Raw genomic sequence first — 18,439 nt, 5'->3', positions numbered from 1 at the left:
GGCTCAACTAATAATCGAGTTATTGTGGCGCAGGATTGGCCATCAGGCTGCAGAGGGTAAACCCACCACCTGGGTGTGGGCGCCGCGGGCTTGGGTAACACCAATGGTGCGGGTGCTTGCCGCAATCATTGGGCGCCGGTGGCTAACTACCAAAAATTGAGCAGCATCGGCCTGGGAAGAAATCAAACTGGCAAGTCTTTCCACATTCACGCCATCAAGGAAGCTGTCAACCTCATCAAGGGCATAGAAAGGCGATGGGCGGAAACGTTGCAGGGCAAACAAAAAGCTAAGCGCCGTGAGCGATTTCTCACCCCCCGACATGGATGCCAAGCGACGCACCGCTTTGCCCTTGGGATGGGCCACAAGCGTGAGTCCCCCCTCGAGGGGGTCCTGGTCATTTTCCAATTGCAGCTGCCCCTCCCCCTCGGAAAGACCAGCAAATATCTCGCGGAAATGGCCATCAACGGCCCGAAAAGCCTCCATAAATGCCTCCTGGCGCAGGGTGGCAACGGTTTCCACCCTCAACAGCAATTCCAACCGCTCGCTGGCCAGCACAGCCAAGCGTTCCGCTAATTCGGCTAAACGGGTTTCCAGCTGCTCCAACTCCTCCAGGGCCAACATATTCACGGGCTCCAGGGCTTCCATGCGTTGCTGCACAACCCGCAACTGCTCCTGCAATAGCTCCAAGCCGGCTTGCCGCACCTCCTCTGGCAATTCCGGCAGGGGCTCAGGCAGGGCAAGTTCAAGTTGCTGCAGGCGTAAAGCAAGGTTGCGCTGCTCTTCCATCAGTGCCTGCAGCTGTTCACCCAGCCGTTCCAATTCCCACTGGTGCTGCTGCTGTTGTTGGCGCTGGCCAGCCAGATGGGCTTCCGCTTGATCACGGGCGCGGCGCTGCTCGCCAAAACGGGTTTGCAATGTTTGCTGCTCAGCTTCTAGGCCTTGGCGGCGGCTTTGATCTGCCAATTGCTGCTGGCGTAATTCCTGAACCTCTGCCGTGAGTGCGGTGGCGGCCGCTTGGATCCGCTGTTCATTGCTAACCAATGCCTCCAGTTGACTTTGCAAACGCGCCAACACCAGGATGGATTCCCTTTGGCTTGCTTCCAGGCCATCTTTATGGTTTCTGGCAAGGCTTAAGGCAACATCTGCAGCTTCTAGTTCCTGTTGCAATACCCGCCATCTGGCTCCGTCTTGCTGTTCACCGGCACTGGCCTCAGCCACCTCAATCGAAAGCCTTTCCCGCTCTAATGGCTCGATTGCAATGGTTAGTTTTTGGAGTTTTTCACTGTCGCTAACGAGGCTGGCTTGCAGCTGCTCAAAGCGTTGGCGGGATTGCGCTTCACGGTTTAGTTGCGGCCCATGGGCCCTTTGGGCTGCGGCTAATTCCGCCTCAAGGGCCGCCTGCTGGGAGCGTTGGTTGCCAAGGGAGGTTTGAAGCGCTTCCAGGCTTGTGGCTAGCTGCTGTTCTTTGCGGCGACAGGCCACCAAGGTTTCACCCAATTCCATTAGGCGCCGCCTAAGTGGTTCGGCCTCATCACCTTCATTGGCGCGGCCGAAACTTAAGGAACCGCTGCGCTGCTGTTGGCTACCACCGGTGATCGCACCACTGCGCTCCAATAATTCGCCATCGAGGGTAACGATGCGATTGCGGCCTAATTCACGGCGGGCCGATTCCAGATCTTGATAAACAAGGGTTTCTCCAAATACATAGCGAAACACCTCCCCATAAACCGGCTCAAAATGCAAGAGCTCTAGGGCAAGGCCAAGGCACCCACTGGCCTGGGTGGATGAAGAGGCGGCTGAAAAATTGGAGCCTGCGCGAATTTTATTGAGTGGTAGAAAAGTAAGCCGCCCGGCTCGCCGTTGCTTCAGCAGCTCAATCGCCCTAGCGGCGATGCGATCGTTATCAACCACCACCTGGCTGAGCCGGCCACCGGCGGCCACCTCAAGGGCAAGGCGAAAACGTTCTTCCACCTCTGCCAACTGGGCAACGGGCCCATGGATGCCCTCCAAACCAGCCTCTAGCAATACCCGCAGGGCGCCGGTGCCACGGCTTTCTTGCAGGGTTTCACGGCGGCTGTCTTGGCGGGCAATTTCACGCTCCAGCTGCTGTTGTTCCTGCTCGAGCCGTTGGCGGGTGCGCTGCTGCAGGGAAAGGGCTTCCGCCAACTCCTGGATGGAGCTGCGCTCTGTTTTGCCCCCTTGCAACACCTGTTGGAGTTGGCTTTGCAATTGCTGCAATTGCTGCTGGGCAACGCTTGCCCCTTCCTGGTCTTGGCTAAGTTGTTGCTCCAACTCCTGCAACTGCTCCCGATCGTGGCGGCAACGTTCATCGAGTTGCAACTGCTCCGCCTGCAGGGGAGTTAGTTGGGCCACCAGCTCCTGGCGGCGGCGGCTGAGCTGCTGTTGCTCCTCAAGCCAACTACCTGAACGACCAGCCACCTCCCCTAGGCGGCGGCGGGATAACTCCACGGCGGCTTCAGCGGTGAGGCATTGCTGTTGGGCTTGCTCACGCATTTCCTGCTGATCGCTGGCTTCCAGCTGGCGCTGTTGATCGAGCAGGGCGCCCCGCTCCTGCAATAGCTGATGGCGTTGTTGCTGAATTTGAGCTGATTCCTGTTGATGCCGTTCAACCCGCCTTTGCCTTTCCCTTGCGGTTGCCTCCAATTCAGCAAGCTGGCCTTGCACTGCCAAAAGCTGGTCTTCACCAAGGGATTTCACCTCCTGCTGCAATTGTTCCAGGGCCGCTGCGGCCTTGTGGATTTCCGTTTCACCCCGCTGAATAGCCTCCTGCTCTTGGCCTTGACGCTGCTCTAGGTGCTGCTGTTGCTGTGCCAACTGCTGCAGCTGCTGGCGGGAATGTTCCACCTGCAGCACCTGTTCCTGCTGGCGCCCCAACTGCAATTTGAGCCTTAGTTCTTGATATAAACGCGCCCTTTGGCAATCCCGCTCAAGGCGGGTGCGGGATGCCTGCAGTTCACCTTCAACGATGCGGCAACGGTCTTCCCTTTCCTGCACCTCGGCCAATTTGGCGCGGGCTTGGTCTATGCGGCTATCAAATAGGGCTACCCCGGCCAATTCATCGATGATGCCGCGGCGATCCTTAGCGCTCATTGAAACTATCCGGGTTACATCCCCCTGCATCACCACATTGCTGCCATCGGGGTCAACCCGCAGGCGCCTCAATTGAGTTTGCAGCTGTTGCAAATTGCAGCTGATGCCATCGGCGCTGTAGCTACTGCTGTAGGTGCCACCGGCGGCCACCCTGAGGCGGCGGGTAACGGTCCATTCCTGTTGACCAGGTTTTATCCAAGGGCCCTCAGCTGGGGCCTCGAGGCCAGCCTCAGCTTCATCGGGTTGCCAACCGGCCAGATCAAAACGCACAGACACCGCAGCCTCAGCCGCTTTGCCTTCGCGCATCACACCGTTATTGATTAAATCCGGCAGCCTTTCGGCTCGCATGCCGCGGCTATTGGCTAAACCCAAACAAAAAAGAATTCCATCTAAAATATTGCTTTTACCTGAACCATTGGGGCCCGTTACCACTGTGAATCCAGTGTTTAGGGGAATGGTTACCGAACCACCAAAAGACTTAAAATGGGTGAGGCTTACCTGATTGATATAAACCAACAGGAAAGCGGCGGCTAAGCCCCGAAGCAAGGTTGCAGCGACCGTAGCTCAATTTGCCAGCTGCACAAGGGGTAGCCTGTAAACAAATTGGTTGCCCATGGCTATGGACAGTTCAAATCCAACCAGTTCCGTTGGCCAAGTTGGCGAACTTTTCAGGGAGCGCTTTGCTGAATTATTGCCTGTAATCCAAAAGCAATGGCCCCAGATCACCCAAGACACCCTTACTAATACCCGTGGCAGTTTTGATGAGGTGGTGCTGTTGATCTCTGATCAAACCGGCCGCACCGCTACTGTTATTCAAGAGCAACTGCTGGGATTCCTTGAAGTTGCGAGCGATCAAGGCCGCCGTTTAGGCGACAGCCTGCAACCGCTCGAGGAACAACTGGAGCAATTACTCGATGATTTGAATGCAAACCTACGACCCAAAATCGAGCAACCGGTTAGGGAGCGCCCCCTACTGGCATTGGGTTTAGCCGCTGGGGTGGGACTTTTGGCCGGCCTGCTTCTAAGCGGCCGTAGGCGCTAATCGCCATGGCTGATTCAGCTCCCCGCAGCACCAGCTCCAGGCTGGCTTCATTGGTTACATCGGTGATGGATCTGCATGTGCGCATTGCACTGCAGGAAGCGGATCGCGAAAAAAGACGTTTAATTGTTGGCGCTTTATTGATCGGCACTGCGCTTGTGTTACTCAGCGGTGCTTTGTTGGTGGCCCATGGCGCTGCGCTGCTGTGGCTGGTGCAGGAGTGGCAGTGGAGCTGGCTGGCAGCTTTTTTAATTGTTGGTGCCGTTGACTTGGTGCTGGCTGGCCTGTTGCTGCGCCTTGGCGGGCAATTGCTTAAGGGGCCTTACCTACCGCAAACAACTGCTGGCATCAGCCGCACCACCCGCACCTTGCTGGGCCGTTAACGGATTTCGTAGTTGAGCCAGCGGCAATCGATGCCGCCATTACTAATGGGAATCCGGCGGCGGGCCTTTAGCCGCATCGCTGCAGTGCTGGCGGGATCACCACTCAATAACCACAACTGCCAACCAGAGCAGCGTTGCTTCAGCATCTGGCCGAGATCAAAAAAGAGCTGCTCAAGGTTTTCTTCATTACCTAAACGCACGCCATAGGGGGGATTGCACACAATTAGCCCCGCTTGCTGGGGTGGTTGAAAATCACGAAAATCAGCCAGTTCAAATTGCAGCCATGGGGAAACACCAGCTGCAGCGGCATTTTGCTTTGCTTGCTCCACCACTGCGGTGTTGTTGTCGAAACCGAAAATTGGCGCCATGGGGCTGCCATCAATCAGCTTGCTGCGCCCTAGGGCCGTGGCAACTGCCAGCTCATCACGCCATAGCAAGGCTTCAAAATCAGGCCAGCGTTGCAGGGCAAACCGGCCGGCTTGGGCTAACTCAAGGCCAGGGGCCCGGCCTAGGGCCATGGCAGCTGCCTCAATCAAAAGGGTGCCCGAACCGCATAGGGGATCCACAAGGGGCAGCGAACCATCCCAACCGGTGAGGGCAATCAAACCAGCGGCCAGGTTTTCCTTAAGGGGAGCAAGGCCCATGGCGGGCCGATAGCCGCGACGGTGCAAACTTTCGCCGCTGCCATCTAAATAAAGGCTTGCATCTGCTCCACCTAGGTGCAGGTGCAACACCAAATCCGGGTTATCCAGCTCGATGCTGGAGCGTTCACCCCAATGCTCACGCTGCCAATCAACCAGGGCATTTTTTACAGCTAAGGCGCTGTAGTGGCTGTGGCTTAAACCCGGCATACTGCCAGTTGCCTCCACGCGAAAGCTGCGGCTGGGGGGCAACCAGTGGTGCCAATCGGCAGCAGCTTGCACGCCACTATGCAGCTGCTCACGGTTTCGACAGGGGAAATGGGACAGCTCCCTTAAAAAACGAAAAGGCAAGCGGGCTTGGAGATGAACGCGATAGAAACCGGTTTGGTTAGTGCGAAAACGCACGGCACGATGGAGCGTTTTTACGGCAGTGCAGTCCAAGGCCGTGAGTTCAGCCGCAGCTGCTAGCTCAAGGCCGGGGGGCACCACTGCTATGCAGCTGTATTCAGCTCCTTCCACTACTGCCATAGCTGCTGCCACAATGATGGGGTTCGGTTTCGATCGAACTAGGTGATCCACACCAGTGCTTCGGACAGCGGTTCGATTCCGCTCAGCTCCATTTCCCCCTATTGCAAGGGGCTGCAATGGTTTCGACGGGGCATCAGGCGGATGACTGAAGCCTGCTCGGTGAGAGCAAAACCGTAACAGCGAACAACATCGTTCGTTTCTCCCGTCAAGCCGCCCCCGTGGCCGCCTGACCCTTAGGGGAGATGGGGTGAAGTTAGCCTTATCAACCAAATAACTCATTGGGCCTGGAAGGGCCCTTTAAAGTTTACTTAATGCCTTTAAAAGAATTTATTAACTGAATTAGTACAACATTTAATTTATTACTGTTGCAAATCAATTAACAACAACCCCTTTCCAAAAAGCAACTCTTCCCTTGATCTGCTTTGCTGCTTCTTTTGGATTTGCATAAAACCAAGCAGCATTTTCATTTACCTTGCCATCAACATTAATGTTGTAATAGCTGGCAGTTCCCTTCCAGCCACATTCAGTTGTGTGACTGGAAGGCTCAAAATAAGCCTGGTCGAGGTCTTCCAATGGGAAATAGGCATTACCATCAACCTTCACAATGTTGTTGCTGCTGGCAATAACCTTGCCATTCCATTGGGCTTGCATGCAGAGATGGGCAATTTGCAAAAATATAACAGGGTGGCGTTTAAATGAGTAAATCTAGATTAGTTAAATAATCACACCCAGCTGAATGTTAAAGCTCTGCCCAGCTGCGCAGTTCCTTTAGGTTCATCACGCCCTCCTTGCGTTTTTCACCCAGAGTCCAGGTGGGGAAGGCTTTTATTCCTGCTTTTTTGCAGCGTTCGCGGCCGGCGTCGTCTTTATCGCATTCCACATAGGGCAATTCCCGGCCTGCTTCTGTGCCAAAAAGATTTTTTTGATGGAAGCAGTGGGTGCACCACCAGGCACCATAAAAAATTGCCCCCGCCTGCTTTAGGGCCTTTGCAAATTTCAACTGCTCCGCCGTGGACGGGCTAACTGCATCGCCTAAATTGCCTGCCCTAGCGGGCATTTCAAGGGGCGCTACCCACAAGTAAGCAAGCAGGGGTAAAGCCCAGCCAAAACGAGCCATCCTCTTAGGGCAACTGCCTGCAGATTAGGCGAATAGGCCTGCGTTCGGGCTTCCGCCTCCCTTGCTTAGCCAAAAGCTGAGACACTGGGGCAAATGGATTTTGCAGGTTGGTGATGGCAGGGGGTGGTTACCGCGACTATTTCAAGGTGCTTGAACTGGAGCGGGGGGCTGATGCTGATGCCGTAAAAAAGGCCTTTAGACGCCTTGCGCGGCAATACCACCCGGATGTGAACCCTGGAGATGCCAGCGCAGAAGCTCGCTTTAAAGAAATAAGTGAAGCCTATGAAGTGCTTTCAGATCCGGAAAAACGCCAACGCTACGAACAGTTTGGCCAATATTGGAACCAGGCCGGTGCGGCGCCAGGAGCTGGTTTTGATGTGGATTTCGGCCGTTACGGCAATTTTGATGATTTCATCAACGACCTCCTGGGCAGGTTTGGAGGCCCAGCCGGTTTTGGCATGGGTGGATTTCCTGGGGCTGGCTCAACCCCTAGCCCAAACCTCGATGCTTCCGCAAACCTAAAAGTTAGTTTTGCGGAAGCATTTCGCGGCTGCGAACGCAGCTTGCAGGTGAATCAAGAGAAAGTTCAGGTGCGCATACCAGCAGGAGTACGCACTGGCAGCAGGCTACGGCTAAAAGGAAAAGGCAACCTGCAACCCAGCAGTGGCCGCAGGGGCGATCTCTACCTCAATATCCAATTAGACAACCATCCAGTGTGGGAACTTGAGGGGGATTTAATGCGCGCTGATCTTCCCCTAAGCCCAGAAGAAGCGATTCTTGGTGGTGAATTAATTGTGCCCACCCCCGATGGGGAGGCGCTGATAACAGTGCCGGCTGGCATCAATAGTGGCCGCAGCCTGCGCTTAAAAGGAAAAGGCTGGCCCCTGCGCCAAGGTAGGGGCGACTTACTGCTCACTATTCAAGTTCAAATCCCATCAGAACTAAACCCGGAAGAGAAGCGAATCTATGAACAGTTGCGCCAGCTGCGCCAAAGCCTGAAGTTAAATCCAAGGGATCAACTGGTGGCAAATGGTGTTTTGTGATATTATTGAATTATAAATAGCCTGGGAAGCGGATTAAAATGGGCATTAAAAAAGTTTTTATTTTATTTTTTATTGGCTTATTCTTCAGTTTTAGCCTTGGCTTGGGGCTTCAACACCACAGCTTTGCCGCAACCCCTAGGCAAACAGAATCCGATTTAGCTGTTAGACCATTAGATCCCAAGCGAGATATCGAAATTGGCATCCATATTGAAAATGTTTACAATTTATCCCTGAAAGATAAAACATTTAACGCTGAGGGTTGGTTTTGGCTGAAGTGGCCGGAAGCGGTGCAGGAAATAATTACCAAAAACAAAATACCTATTCTAGAAATTGTTGAATTAGTGAATCAAGTGGAAACCTGGGATTCCAATATTCAATTAGATAGCAATGAACCAGAACTTCAGGCTGATGGAAATAGGTTGCAACTGGTGCGTTTTTCAGCGAAATTTTACGACGACGCTCAGAATCTCAAGCGCTTTCCCTTTGAAACCCTTGAATTACCGATCACGGTTGAAACCAGGTCCACCATATTTTCAATGGCCGATCAAGCAATCAGCCTCTATCCAAAACTTGGCACCAGAGGGGTTTTAGGCCAATATGCAGGCCTTAATGGCTTTGAGCTGCAGGGTTCATCTTTAACTAAATCAATTTATGCTTATAACACTAACTTTGGTAAAAGCAATGGCGAAAAGGGAGGTGAATTTAGCCGAGTTGATTACACCGTTAACTACGCAACGGAATTTTGGCCTTCTTTTTACCAATATATAATGCCCTGGCTTGCTGTGATGGCAATGTTAATTTTAGCGCCCAACCTTGAGGGTAAATTCACGGAATTGCGATTAGCGATTCCTTCCACCGCCCTTTTAACCCTGGTGTTTTTGCAACTTGGCACAAGCTCAGATCTGCCAAAACTCAGCTATATAACCTTCATCGATCAGCTCTATCTGTTTGGATATATTGCTTCCATAGTTCTTTTCGCCCTATTTGTTTGGGGCAGCAATTTGTACGAAACTGCTCCGGCAGAACAGCAGCAAACTGTTATGTTAAAAATAAATCGAATAGATCTTATCTACCAAATCAGTGTTATTGCTGGCAGTGGTTTAATTGCCGTTTCCGCCTCTCTCTAGGATTCCCCTAGCCAGGTTTTATGCCATGGAACTTTCCTACCGTCCCCGCCGGCTCCGGCGCACCCCTGCCCTGCGGGCAATGGTGCGGGAAACCCAGCTAAGCCCCGCTGATTTCATCTATCCCCTTTTTGTGCACGAAGGGGCAACCAATGAAGCGATCGGCGCCATGCCCGGCTGCCAGCGCTGGAGTTTGGATGGCTTAATCCATGAGGTGGGTAGAGCTTGGGAATTAGGCATCCGCTGTGTGGTGTTATTTCCCAAGGTGGCCGATGGCCTTAAAACTGAAGCTGGCAGTGAATCCTTCAATGCTGGCGGCCTTATCCCCAGGGCAATCAAACGCATAAAGGAAGTGCATCCCGCCATGACGGTGATGACCGATGTTGCCCTCGATCCCTATTCCTGCGATGGCCACGACGGCATTGTTAGCCAAGAGGGAATTGTGCTGAACGATGAAACCGTTGAAATTCTCTGCCGCCAGGCGGTTACCCAAGCCATGGCCGGTGCCGATCTAATTGGCCCCAGCGACATGATGGATGGCCGGGTGGGGGCGATTCGTGAAGCCCTAGATGCTGAGGGTTTTGAACATGTGGGCATCATTAGTTACACCGCTAAATACGCCTCCGCCTACTACGGCCCCTTCCGCGAAGCCCTGGATTCAGCCCCGCGGAGCACCACAGCCAAGCCGATCCCAACTAATAAATCCACCTACCAAATGGATCCCGCCAATGGCCGGGAAGCCCTTACCGAAGCACTGCTGGATGAACAGGAGGGTGCCGATATTTTGATGGTTAAGCCAGGCTTGGCCTACCTAGACATCGTTCATAGGTTGCGGGCAGAAACCGAACTACCAATCGCTGCCTACAACGTAAGTGGGGAATACGCCATGGTTAAAGCCGCCGCCGAACGCGGTTGGATCGATGAGAAAGCCGTGGTGCTCGAAACTTTGCTTTGTTTCAAGCGGGCCGGTGCTGACTTAATCCTCACTTATCACGCCTGCGACGCAGCAACATGGCTCCGCCAAGGCTGATCTTTTTTGTTGGTTGGGTTTATGCCCCCTGGGGGGCTGCCGCCACCTGCGCACTGATCGCCATGCGCCTGCTTTTTATCGACCAGTTCAGTGAGCACAGCCATGGCTGGGGCTTGATCGGTAATGGCGCCATCTGCTTCAGCATTGGTTGTGTTTGCAAGGTGTCTTGGGGGTTAGCCAAGCTCAGCAAAGCCGCCCCCCAGCAACGTTGATGCCATGAACCGCCAGGTGCTGCGTTTACTTGTGAGCCTCCCCTGGGTAGCGGCCCTTGTGGTGTTGCTGGCGGTTGTGAAATTGGCTGACCAGCGCAGCAAAGTGCATTGGGGGCTGCTGGGCAGCGGCCTGATTTGCTTCAGCATCGGCTGCTTAGCTCGCACCAGCTTGGGTTTACACAACCTGCGCTCAGCTGAGGATCAAAAGTGACCGCAGCCATCCTGGTGGCGGCAAGCCTTGGCTTGGCAATGGTGGGGCCATTAGCGCAAATACAAGCAAAAGCTCCTGAAGCTTCTGCTGCCCTATTGCGTCAACTAGGGCAGCTAGAGCTGGAATTAGGCCAGCTAGATAGGGCCCTTGGCGAAATACCAAACAGCAAAGAAACCAGCCTTGCCTCCTTAACTGATGCCCCGTCTGGCAGTTTATTAGCGCCAGCCAATTCAGCCATTCCAAATCAAGCCGATGCACTAACGATTCGCCAGGAATTGCACCTCACCCTGGCCCAAGCACAAGAACTGGCTTTGATAAATGATTTAGCCCTAAAGGAACGCCAAGCCCAAATAAACGAAAGCCAAGGGTATGTGCAAAGTGCCAAGGGTTTATTTGCACCAACCATCGGCTTTCGGGCCCGAGGTGGTTACAGCCAACAAAGCCAATATAATTTCGCTCCTCAAAACAACTTTTCGCTTTATCCCGAATACAGCAGCGTTAGCCAAGCAAATGGCAGCAGCATCAAAACCTATGCCCCCAGTGCCAGCTTTCGAGTTACAAGCGATGGCTGGAATGCACTCACCACTGGTTTTGCTGATATTTCGGCTGGCCTACGGCTTGATTACAACCTTTTAGATCTCAGCCGTGGTCCCACCCTGGCGGCAAGGCAAGCCCAACGCCAAGAAGCGATTGCTCGCTATGGCGATCAACTGCGGGCCACCCAATTAGCGGTGAGCAGCAGCTTTTACAGATTGCAACTAGCTCAACAGTTGGTGCGAATTCGCGAAGCGGTGCTCGCAAACGACCTGGTGATCCAAAGCCAGGTAAAGGCCCTTAAGCAGGCAGGCCTAGTGCCCCGGCTTGATCAATACCGCATCGAAGCCCGTAGCCAGGAGGGCAAACGACGCCTGTTGCAAGCAATGGCTGATCGCCGCAGCAGCCAGCGGGAACTTTCCAACCTGCTCAACGTTGCCTTCAACACCACCATCAGCGCCGCCGGGCCCATCAATCTGCAACCCCCCTGGCCCCTCAGCCTCGAAAACACCCTGGTGCAGGGCTTCTATCAAAATCCCCAGTTGCTAGCCCTAAAAGCGGCGCGGGATGCCCTTTTGCGCCAAGCCGATAGTCAAGCTGCCCAGCTGCTGCCAAACCTGGGTCTATTTGCGGAAGGGGGCTACGGCCAAAACAACATCAGCAACTTTGGCGTAAAACTTCAGGGTTGTTGCGCTGCCACCCACATCCCAGTAGTGCAAAACCAACAGGCAGATTGGGCCGCAGGCTTGCGATTCAATTGGCGGCTTTTTGATGGTGGTGTAACCAGCGGCCAGGTGGCCGCCAGCCGCGCCGCAGCTGAACGGTTGAGCCTTGCCAGCGCAAGGGAACGCAATCGCATTCGCCAAGAATTGGAAAGCGCATTTTTTTACTACGAAGCTTCTTTAGCGCAAGTAGTGGCTGCTCGGTATGGCTACCGCGCCGCCAGGGAAGCCCTGCGGGATGCCAGGGCCCGCTATGGGGTGGGCCTTGCCGATTACAGCGATGTGAGCGACAGCCTGCGGCAATTAACTGTGGCCATGGAAGCAAAAGCAGAAGCAATTACCCAGGCAAACCTCAGCTATGCCCGCTTGCTGCGGGAACTTAGCCCTCCCCTGAATCAACTTGATTCGCTTGCCACCAACAATTAATCCCACGCCAAATTAATAACAAAACCAGCAATACAAACCAAAACCACAACTCCGGTGCGTTGGCATGGAGCAGCACCACCAAAAGCACAGCAGCTAACGCCAACCAAGGCAATTCCCGCCGCAATGGTGTGTGGAACCAATTCATCAGAGTTCCTCTGGATTTTGACGCAGATTTGAACGATCCCAACGCAATTGCCGCAGGGTGCGATAGCTACCGGTGAGATTGCGCAACACCGGCACTAAATAACTAATCGGCGGCCGCCATTCCACATAACTATGGGCCGTGAGGGTAAGCCCTTCCCTAAGCGGAAACACCCTGCTGCCGGCGGAAAGGGTCCAGCGGTAGCCATCTTTTGTGGCAGGGTTGCGACTCAACAACAATTCAGCCCGCATTACGGGGCCATCCTTCACCAATTCCCGGGCCAACTGGGGATTACCAAGGGTTGTATTCACGTCTTCCTCAGTGGCAGGCAGCAAATTCACCCTTTCAACCTCCGCTTCTACGCCGCCAAAGCGGCCCCGCTGCTGCCAATCAGGCACTAATTCCAAAGGCAAGCCCCGCCGCAAACGCCTGGCATCGGCGGGGGAGAAATAAGCCACCGCCCGCAGGGGCAGGGGCCGTAGGCCCTGGAGCGTGCCGAGCCTTTGGCCGGCCTTCACCGTTTGACCGCGCACCACCTGCACATCCAAAACCCTGCCATCCCTATTTGCTTTTAGGGTGCCTTCAAAAGCAAGCCGTTGCTGGGTTACTCGAATCGTGCGGCGCAAATCGTTGATGCGGTAATCGCGCTGCTGCTGTTCACTATCGATCTCAAGTTTGATCTTTTGATATTGATCCTGGGCAGCCCGCTCCTGAATGCGCAAATCAGCAATATTTACTGCTAATTGGGTGGAGCGATCCTCTGTGCTCACTACAGGAGCAGCTAATGGTGCAACCACCTCCCGGGCAGCTAGGTAGCGATAATCGGCAAGTTTTTGGTCGTAAGTAGTTTTCAACTGGCGCAAATTGGCAGCATCGCTTTGCAACTTCACCAGGGCGGTGTTTTTAAGGTTTTGGGCTGCCCTTAAGCGGCTGCTATCCCGGCGGTTGAGGTTTGCGTTGATCGCAATCAGCTCTGCTAAATCACGGTTTTGACGCTGCAATTCCTGCTCCAAGGCAGGTAGATAGATCCTCAGCAGCGGTTGCCCCCTTCGCACCAATTGACCTTGCTCCATGAATAAATCAAGGATCTGGCCGGCTGCCCTGGCATCCAGCAAGGTGGCATCACCTGGCACGGTTAACACCCCACGGCCAACAACTTCCGTGGGCACAGGCCAGAGCAGCACCCAAGCGGCAGTTAGGGCTGCCATCCCAGTGAGGGAAAGCGCCACAGGGCGATAGCCAGGGGCATCAAACACCAAAAAAGCAGGCCACTTAACTTGCAGTTTGCCTGGAATCACCACTAGGCACCATTGGCCTCAACAATGGGAGTAATCGCATCATTGCCATGGGAGTGGAAAGGCTGGGCCATGTGGCCATTCGAGTGGCTGACATGGCTAGGGCTAAGCACTTTTACCAACAATTAGGGATGCGTTTGGTGTGGGATGCCCCCGACTGGGCCTACCTGATGGCAGGCGCCGACGGCTTAGCCCTACTAGGGCCCAGCTACAAAGCAGCTGGGCCCCATTTTGCTTTTCATTTTGAAGATCGCCCCGAATTGAATTCCCTGCACGCAGAACTGCAATCGGCAGGCCATAGCTGTGGGCCGATCCATGACCATCGCGATGGCACCGCCAGCTTCTACCTCCAAGACCCGGAAGGCAACTGGCTCGAAATGCTCTACGAGCCCCCCGGTGGCATCCCCAGCAACCTGGAAAGGGATGCCAAGCACGCTTGATATCGAAGCAGAAGCACTCCAATTACTGGAGTGGGGCAGGCTCGGCCAACAATTGGCCCAATTCGCCGGCAGCGTATTGGGGCAGAAATTATGCGAGGCCATCCCCCTTGCCCCCAACCTTGAAGAGGCGCGGCGGCGCCTGGAGGAAACCGCTGAAATACTTGGCCTAGACGGCCTTTTAGAGGGTGGACTCAGTTTTGTTGGCGTTGCAGACACAACTGACACCGTGCAGTTATGCCTCAAAGGCGGCTGCAGCGATGGTGAAGCCCTACTGCAGTTAGCAAACACCCTTGCTGCCGCCAGGCGCCTGCGGCGTCAAATCGATGATCCCCTGCTCAGGCCAGTTAGCACCGCATTGCTGGTGGGCTTGCGCACCCTGCCGGAATTGGAACAACAGTTGCGTTTTGCCCTAGAGGAGGGCGGTCGCGTGGCGGACCGCGCCAGTTCAGCCCTAGAAGCCCTGCGGCGTCAATTGGCAGCCCAACGGCTCGAGCGGCAGCGGCGCCTCCAGGAATTAATCCGCCGCTGGGCAGCTCAATTGCAAGACAACGTGGTTTCCCAACGCCACAACAGACCAGTGCTCGCCGTGAAGGCCAGCGCCGTTGGTCAAATCCAGGGCCAGGTGCACGACAGCTCTGCCTCCGGCAGCACCCTATTTATTGAACCCCAAGCGGTGGTGGCCCTTGGCAATCGCATCGCCGAGCTGGAAGGGCAAGAACGGCAGGAGGAGCGGCGCGTGTTGCTAAACCTCAGCAAAGCGGTGGGGGCTGAAGCCGATGGCCTCGCGGCCCTTCAAAACTGCCTGGCCCGGTTGGATCTCGCCCTTGCAAGAGCCCGCTACAGCGCCTGGCTTGGGGCGGTGAAACCAGAACTTGGCAGCCAGCATTGGCAGCTATTGGAATTACGTCATCCCCTACTGGTGTGGCAGGAGCGGCAGGAGGGGGGTGCGCCTGTGGTGCCGGTGAGTTTGCAGATCGAGCCCAATTTGCGGGTGGTTGCCATCACAGGCCCCAACACCGGCGGAAAAACCGTAACGCTTAAAAGCCTTGGCCTAGCAACACTGATGGCTAGGGCGGGGCTGTTTTTACCCTGCCAAGGCACTGCAAAATTGCCCTGGTGTGCAGCGGTATTAGCTGATATCGGCGATGAACAATCGCTTCAGCAAAACCTTTCCACCTTCAGCGGCCATGTGAAACGCATTGCCAGAATCCTTACTGCTATCACCAATCTGCAATCGGCAGCTAACGGTGGCCTAGCTCCGGCCCTAGTGCTGCTAGATGAGGTGGGCGCTGGCACCGATCCCAGTGAAGGCAGTGCCTTAGCCACCGCCCTACTGCAACAGCTGGCGGCAACGGTGCAGTTATCGGTTGCCACCACTCATTTCGGTGAATTAAAGGCGCTCAAATACAACGACCCCCGCTTTGAAAATGCCTCGGTTGAATTCAATGAAGCCAGCCTTAGGCCCACCTACAGGTTGCTTTGGGGTATTCCGGGGAGAAGCAACGCCCTAGCGGTAGCAAGGCGATTGGGCTTGCCTGAGCCGGTGCTGCAGGCAGCTGAAACCATGCTGGAAAACCAAGGTGCCAGCTCAGTTAATAGCGTTATCTTTGGTCTTGAAGAGCAAAGGCAAAGGCAACAGGAGGCCGCTGAAGAAGCAGCCGCCCTTTTGATGCGGGCAGAACTGTTGCACGAGGAACTGCAACAACGCTGGCAGCAACAACAACAAATCAAAATCGAGCAACAGGGCCTGGCCCGCGACCAACTGGTGGGATCGATTCGCGAAGGCCAAAAAGAGGTGCGGCAATTAATTAAACGGCTGCGCCGTGGTGATGCCGGCGGAGAGGATGCCCGCCAAGCGGGCCAGAGGTTGAAAGTTTTAGAAGCGGCTCACCGCGGCCAAATCGCCCCCCCACCAGTAAAGGGCTGGCTGCCCCAGGTGGGTGATCGAGTGCGCTTACTAAGCCTTGGTAAAGCAGCTGAGGTGCTGGCCATTGGCGATGGCGGCAACAGCCTGCAATTGCGCTGCGGTGTGTTGCGACTCACGGTGCCCCTTGATGGCATCGAAGGTTTGCACGGTGAAAAACCAGTGGCACCACCTCCAGCTCCAGCTGCAACTCCAGCAACAGTTGTTAAATCAAACGCTGCCAGCAGCAGCCCGCGCACCAGCAACAACAGCGTTGATGTGCGCGGCATGCGGGTGCATGAGGCGGAAGCAGTGGTGGAAGAACACCTGCGCCGATGCCGCGGCACCCTTTGGGTGGTGCATGGCGTTGGCACCGGTCGCTTAAAGCGTGGCCTACGCAGCTGGCTGGAGGGGCTCAATTACGTGGACAAAGTTTGTGATGCCAACCAAGATGAAGGCGGACCAGGATGCAGCGTTGTTTGGCTGCGTTAACCCCACCATTGGCTCATCCCCACGAAATCCAACACGAACATCGGGATGGCAATCCCGCCGCTTTCCGCTGGAGCGTGCTCCTAAACAGTGGCCTTTCAGGGTTGCAGTTAGCCATTGGCATCGGCTTTGGCTCCCTTGCCCTGATCGGTGATGCCTTGCATAACCTCGGCGATGTGGCTGGTTTGTTGCTCGGTTGGGGCGCCGAACAATTAAGTGCAAGGCCCGCCAGCAAACAATTCACCTATGGCTTTGGCCGCAGTACCCAGCTGGCCGCCATGGCCAATGCGGCACTGATCTTGATGGCCTCCGCTGTGGTGATTGTGGAGGGGCTCCAGCGCTTAGCAAAACCGGTGGAAGTTACAGCGGGCCCGGTGGCGGTGGCCGCCTTCATCGGCATCCTTGTAAATCTTGGCTCCGCCCGCTTATTTGGCCATAACCACGGCCACGACTTAAATAAAAAAGCCGCAGTATTCCATCTGTTAACCGATGCCGCCGTTAGCGCAGCGGTTCTTGTGAGTGCCCTTTTGGTTCAATTCACCGGCATCCATTGGTTGGATCCCTTCACCGGCATCTTGGTTGGCTTGGCAGTGGCCTGGACCGGTTGGAAACTGCTGCGTCAATCCGTGGTAGTTGCCCTAGATGGGGTGCCCCCAGGCATAAATATGGAAGCAGTTGAAACTACCCTGGCATCCCTACCTGGGGTGGTGAACGTGCATCACATCCATGTTTGGGGCATGAGCACATCGCAAACCGCCCTCACCGCCCATCTACTCAGGAATCCCCAAGCCGTTAACGATATGGAATTAATCCACCAGGCCAAGCAAGCCCTGGCTGAACTCGGCATCGCCCACTCAACCCTGCAACTAGAGAACCTGCCCTAGGGCAAGCCCATCTGCATCAAACAAGCTCCAGCCGCTGGCATCCACCTCCAGGTGAATCACTTGCCCCAATTGCAAAGCCGCCGCCGGCAGGGCCCTGAACTGCACTTTTTCGCCACTTTCCTGAAGCACCGCCGCCACCAGCACTTCATTACCTAGGGCTTCAATCTGTTCCACCTCCGCTGGCAGATTGCGGTTTGTGGCAGGGGCAAGCCGCAATTTTTCCGGGCGTAAACCAGCCGTAAGCTGTTTCCCTAAATGGTTATGCAGCAATCCGGCCGCCGCTGGCTCCAGGGTTATGCGGCGCCCCCCCAAGAGCACCTGCTCTGCTGAAACCACTTCAACCTTGAGCAGGTTCATGGGCGGTGAGCCAATGAATTGAGCCACAAATAAATTTGCAGGTTTTTGATACAACTCCATGGGGGTGCCGAGCTGTTGCAAACAGCCGCCATTGAGAACGGCAATGCGATGGCCCATGGTCATCGCTTCCACTTGATCATGGGTTACATACACGGTGGTAACCCCAAGGGACCGCTGCAAATCAACGATTTGGCGCCGGGTGTCACCCCGCAATTTTGCATCCAGATTGCTGAGCGGTTCATCCATCAAAAACACAGCCGGTTCCCGGGCAATCGCCCTACCAAGCGCCACCCTTTGCTTTTGACCACCAGATAATTCTTTTGGTAAGCGATCCAGCAATGGGCCGAGGTTGAGCATTTCCGCCACGTGCTGCACCTGCTTTGTGATGGCTTGCTCCCTGGGCGAATGTACAAATGCAGTGTTGCGGGCCAACCAATCCCGCAGCTGTTGCTGCCAACCACGGTGACCGCTGCGCCTTAGCCCAAAGGCAATGTTTTGCGCCACCGATAGGTGGGGATAAAGGGCATAGCTCTGAAACACCATTGCCACGTCCCTGCGGGAAGGGGGCAGGTTAGTTACGGTGCGCCCGCCCACCAACACCTCCCCTGCGCTTGGGGTTTCCAAACCGGCCAACAGGCGCAACAAGGTGCTCTTGCCGCAACCGGAGGGGCCCACAAGTACTAAAAATTCACCGTCTTTAATCTGTAAATCAATTCCACGTAAAACCTCAACCGCAGCAGCACCACGGCGGGGGGGATATTGCTTGCGCAGGTTTTGAAATTCAACCTCAGCCAAATGGGCAGGGCGA

The 18,439-nt window shown here is 55.1% G+C and carries 18 protein-coding genes; 11 read left to right on the top strand and 7 right to left on the bottom strand.

Annotated elements, in window-relative coordinates:
* Nucleotides 1–42: 42 nt before the first annotated feature.
* Nucleotides 43–3,627 carry a chromosome segregation protein SMC gene (gene smc, locus KBY68_RS09315; protein WP_255096936.1) on the bottom strand — a complete coding sequence of 1,195 codons (3,585 nt, stop codon included), beginning with the start codon at nucleotides 3,625–3,627 and terminating at the stop codon, nucleotides 43–45.
* Nucleotides 3,628–3,730: 103 nt separating this feature from the next.
* Here smc and KBY68_RS09310 point away from each other — a divergent pair, with 103 nt between their 5' ends.
* Nucleotides 3,731–4,153, top strand: a complete 423-nt coding sequence (locus KBY68_RS09310; RefSeq protein WP_341886302.1) for a glycine zipper domain-containing protein — start codon at nucleotides 3,731–3,733, stop codon at nucleotides 4,151–4,153.
* 5 nt (nucleotides 4,154–4,158) lie between these two features.
* Complete coding sequence (locus tag KBY68_RS09305) at nucleotides 4,159–4,533, top strand: phage holin family protein (protein ID WP_255096916.1); 375 nt, start codon at nucleotides 4,159–4,161, stop codon at nucleotides 4,531–4,533.
* Here KBY68_RS09305 and KBY68_RS09300 read toward each other — a convergent pair.
* From KBY68_RS09300 to KBY68_RS09285, 3 genes are all read right to left on the bottom strand, one after another.
* The gene (locus KBY68_RS09300) at nucleotides 4,530–5,702 is read right to left on the bottom strand and encodes a THUMP domain-containing class I SAM-dependent RNA methyltransferase (RefSeq protein ID WP_255096935.1); all 1,173 of its coding nucleotides are present in this window, start codon (nucleotides 5,700–5,702) and stop codon (nucleotides 4,530–4,532) included. The genes KBY68_RS09305 and KBY68_RS09300 overlap by 4 nt on opposite strands.
* Nucleotides 5,703–6,074: 372 nt before the next feature.
* Nucleotides 6,075–6,353 carry a DUF427 domain-containing protein gene (locus KBY68_RS09290; RefSeq protein WP_255096915.1) on the bottom strand — a complete coding sequence of 93 codons (279 nt, stop codon included), beginning with the start codon at nucleotides 6,351–6,353 and terminating at the stop codon, nucleotides 6,075–6,077.
* An 88-nt stretch (nucleotides 6,354–6,441) separates the two neighbouring features.
* A complete protein-coding gene (locus tag KBY68_RS09285) occupies nucleotides 6,442–6,819 on the bottom strand; it encodes a thioredoxin domain-containing protein (protein ID WP_255096914.1) in 378 nt (125 codons plus the stop codon).
* Nucleotides 6,820–6,932: 113 nt separating this feature from the next.
* On the opposite strand from KBY68_RS09285, the gene KBY68_RS09280 reads away from it, so the two are divergent.
* Genes KBY68_RS09280 through KBY68_RS09255 form a run of 6 tightly spaced genes read left to right on the top strand, consistent with a single transcriptional unit; the run spans nucleotide 6,933 to nucleotide 12,121 of the window.
* Nucleotides 6,933–7,862 (top strand): DnaJ C-terminal domain-containing protein, encoded by a 930-nt coding sequence (locus tag KBY68_RS09280; protein WP_106500127.1) that lies wholly within the window; start codon nucleotides 6,933–6,935, stop codon nucleotides 7,860–7,862.
* A 38-nt stretch (nucleotides 7,863–7,900) separates the two neighbouring features.
* Nucleotides 7,901–8,989 carry a hypothetical protein gene (locus tag KBY68_RS09275; RefSeq protein WP_255096913.1) on the top strand — a complete coding sequence of 363 codons (1,089 nt, stop codon included), beginning with the start codon at nucleotides 7,901–7,903 and terminating at the stop codon, nucleotides 8,987–8,989.
* 25 nt (nucleotides 8,990–9,014) lie between these two features.
* Nucleotides 9,015–10,016: a porphobilinogen synthase gene (gene hemB, locus KBY68_RS09270; protein ID WP_255096912.1), complete on the top strand. Its 1,002-nt coding sequence runs from the start codon at nucleotides 9,015–9,017 to the stop codon at nucleotides 10,014–10,016.
* Nucleotides 9,998–10,228, top strand: a complete 231-nt coding sequence (locus tag KBY68_RS09265; RefSeq protein ID WP_106500130.1) for a hypothetical protein — start codon at nucleotides 9,998–10,000, stop codon at nucleotides 10,226–10,228. Before hemB ends, KBY68_RS09265 begins: the two co-directional genes overlap by 19 nt.
* 4 nt (nucleotides 10,229–10,232) lie before the next feature.
* Nucleotides 10,233–10,439 (top strand): hypothetical protein, encoded by a 207-nt coding sequence (locus KBY68_RS09260; RefSeq protein ID WP_106500131.1) that lies wholly within the window; start codon nucleotides 10,233–10,235, stop codon nucleotides 10,437–10,439.
* Nucleotides 10,436–12,121, top strand: coding sequence for a TolC family protein (locus KBY68_RS09255; RefSeq protein WP_255096911.1), 1,686 nt, complete (start codon nucleotides 10,436–10,438; stop codon nucleotides 12,119–12,121). Before KBY68_RS09260 ends, KBY68_RS09255 begins: the two co-directional genes overlap by 4 nt.
* Here KBY68_RS09255 and KBY68_RS09250 read toward each other — a convergent pair.
* Nucleotides 12,075–12,266 (bottom strand): hypothetical protein, encoded by a 192-nt coding sequence (locus KBY68_RS09250; protein WP_106500133.1) that lies wholly within the window; start codon nucleotides 12,264–12,266, stop codon nucleotides 12,075–12,077. The two genes, KBY68_RS09255 and KBY68_RS09250, sit on opposite strands and share 47 nt — an antisense overlap.
* Nucleotides 12,266–13,564: an NHLP bacteriocin system secretion protein gene (locus KBY68_RS09245; protein WP_255096910.1), complete on the bottom strand. Its 1,299-nt coding sequence runs from the start codon at nucleotides 13,562–13,564 to the stop codon at nucleotides 12,266–12,268. Before KBY68_RS09245 ends, KBY68_RS09250 begins: the two co-directional genes overlap by 1 nt.
* Nucleotides 13,565–13,608: 44 nt before the next feature.
* Between KBY68_RS09245 and KBY68_RS09240 the strand changes: the two genes are divergently transcribed.
* From KBY68_RS09240 to KBY68_RS09230, 3 genes are read left to right on the top strand one after another with little or no spacing between them, the layout of a single operon-like run.
* Entirely contained in the window at nucleotides 13,609–13,998 is a 390-nt protein-coding gene (locus tag KBY68_RS09240) for a VOC family protein (protein WP_106500134.1), read from the top strand.
* The gene (locus KBY68_RS09235; protein ID WP_255096909.1) at nucleotides 13,982–16,393 is read left to right on the top strand and encodes an endonuclease MutS2; all 2,412 of its coding nucleotides are present in this window, start codon (nucleotides 13,982–13,984) and stop codon (nucleotides 16,391–16,393) included. Before KBY68_RS09240 ends, KBY68_RS09235 begins: the two co-directional genes overlap by 17 nt.
* Complete coding sequence (locus tag KBY68_RS09230; RefSeq protein WP_106500136.1) at nucleotides 16,369–17,274, top strand: cation diffusion facilitator family transporter; 906 nt, start codon at nucleotides 16,369–16,371, stop codon at nucleotides 17,272–17,274. The genes KBY68_RS09235 and KBY68_RS09230 overlap by 25 nt, the downstream gene beginning before the upstream one ends.
* Here the strand turns inward: KBY68_RS09230 and KBY68_RS09225 are convergent.
* Nucleotides 17,257–18,426: an ABC transporter ATP-binding protein gene (locus KBY68_RS09225; protein ID WP_288918447.1), complete on the bottom strand. Its 1,170-nt coding sequence runs from the start codon at nucleotides 18,424–18,426 to the stop codon at nucleotides 17,257–17,259. The two genes, KBY68_RS09230 and KBY68_RS09225, sit on opposite strands and share 18 nt — an antisense overlap.
* Nucleotides 18,427–18,439 lie beyond the last annotated feature (13 nt).

It is taken from the genome of Synechococcus lacustris Maggiore-St4-Slac (genome assembly GCF_024345595.1).
In the GTDB taxonomy this organism is placed as follows: Bacteria; Cyanobacteriota; Cyanobacteriia; order PCC-6307; family Cyanobiaceae; genus Synechococcus_D; species Synechococcus_D lacustris.
Note: the sequence above shows the minus strand (reverse complement) of the source record. Positions and strands in the feature narration are given on the sequence as shown.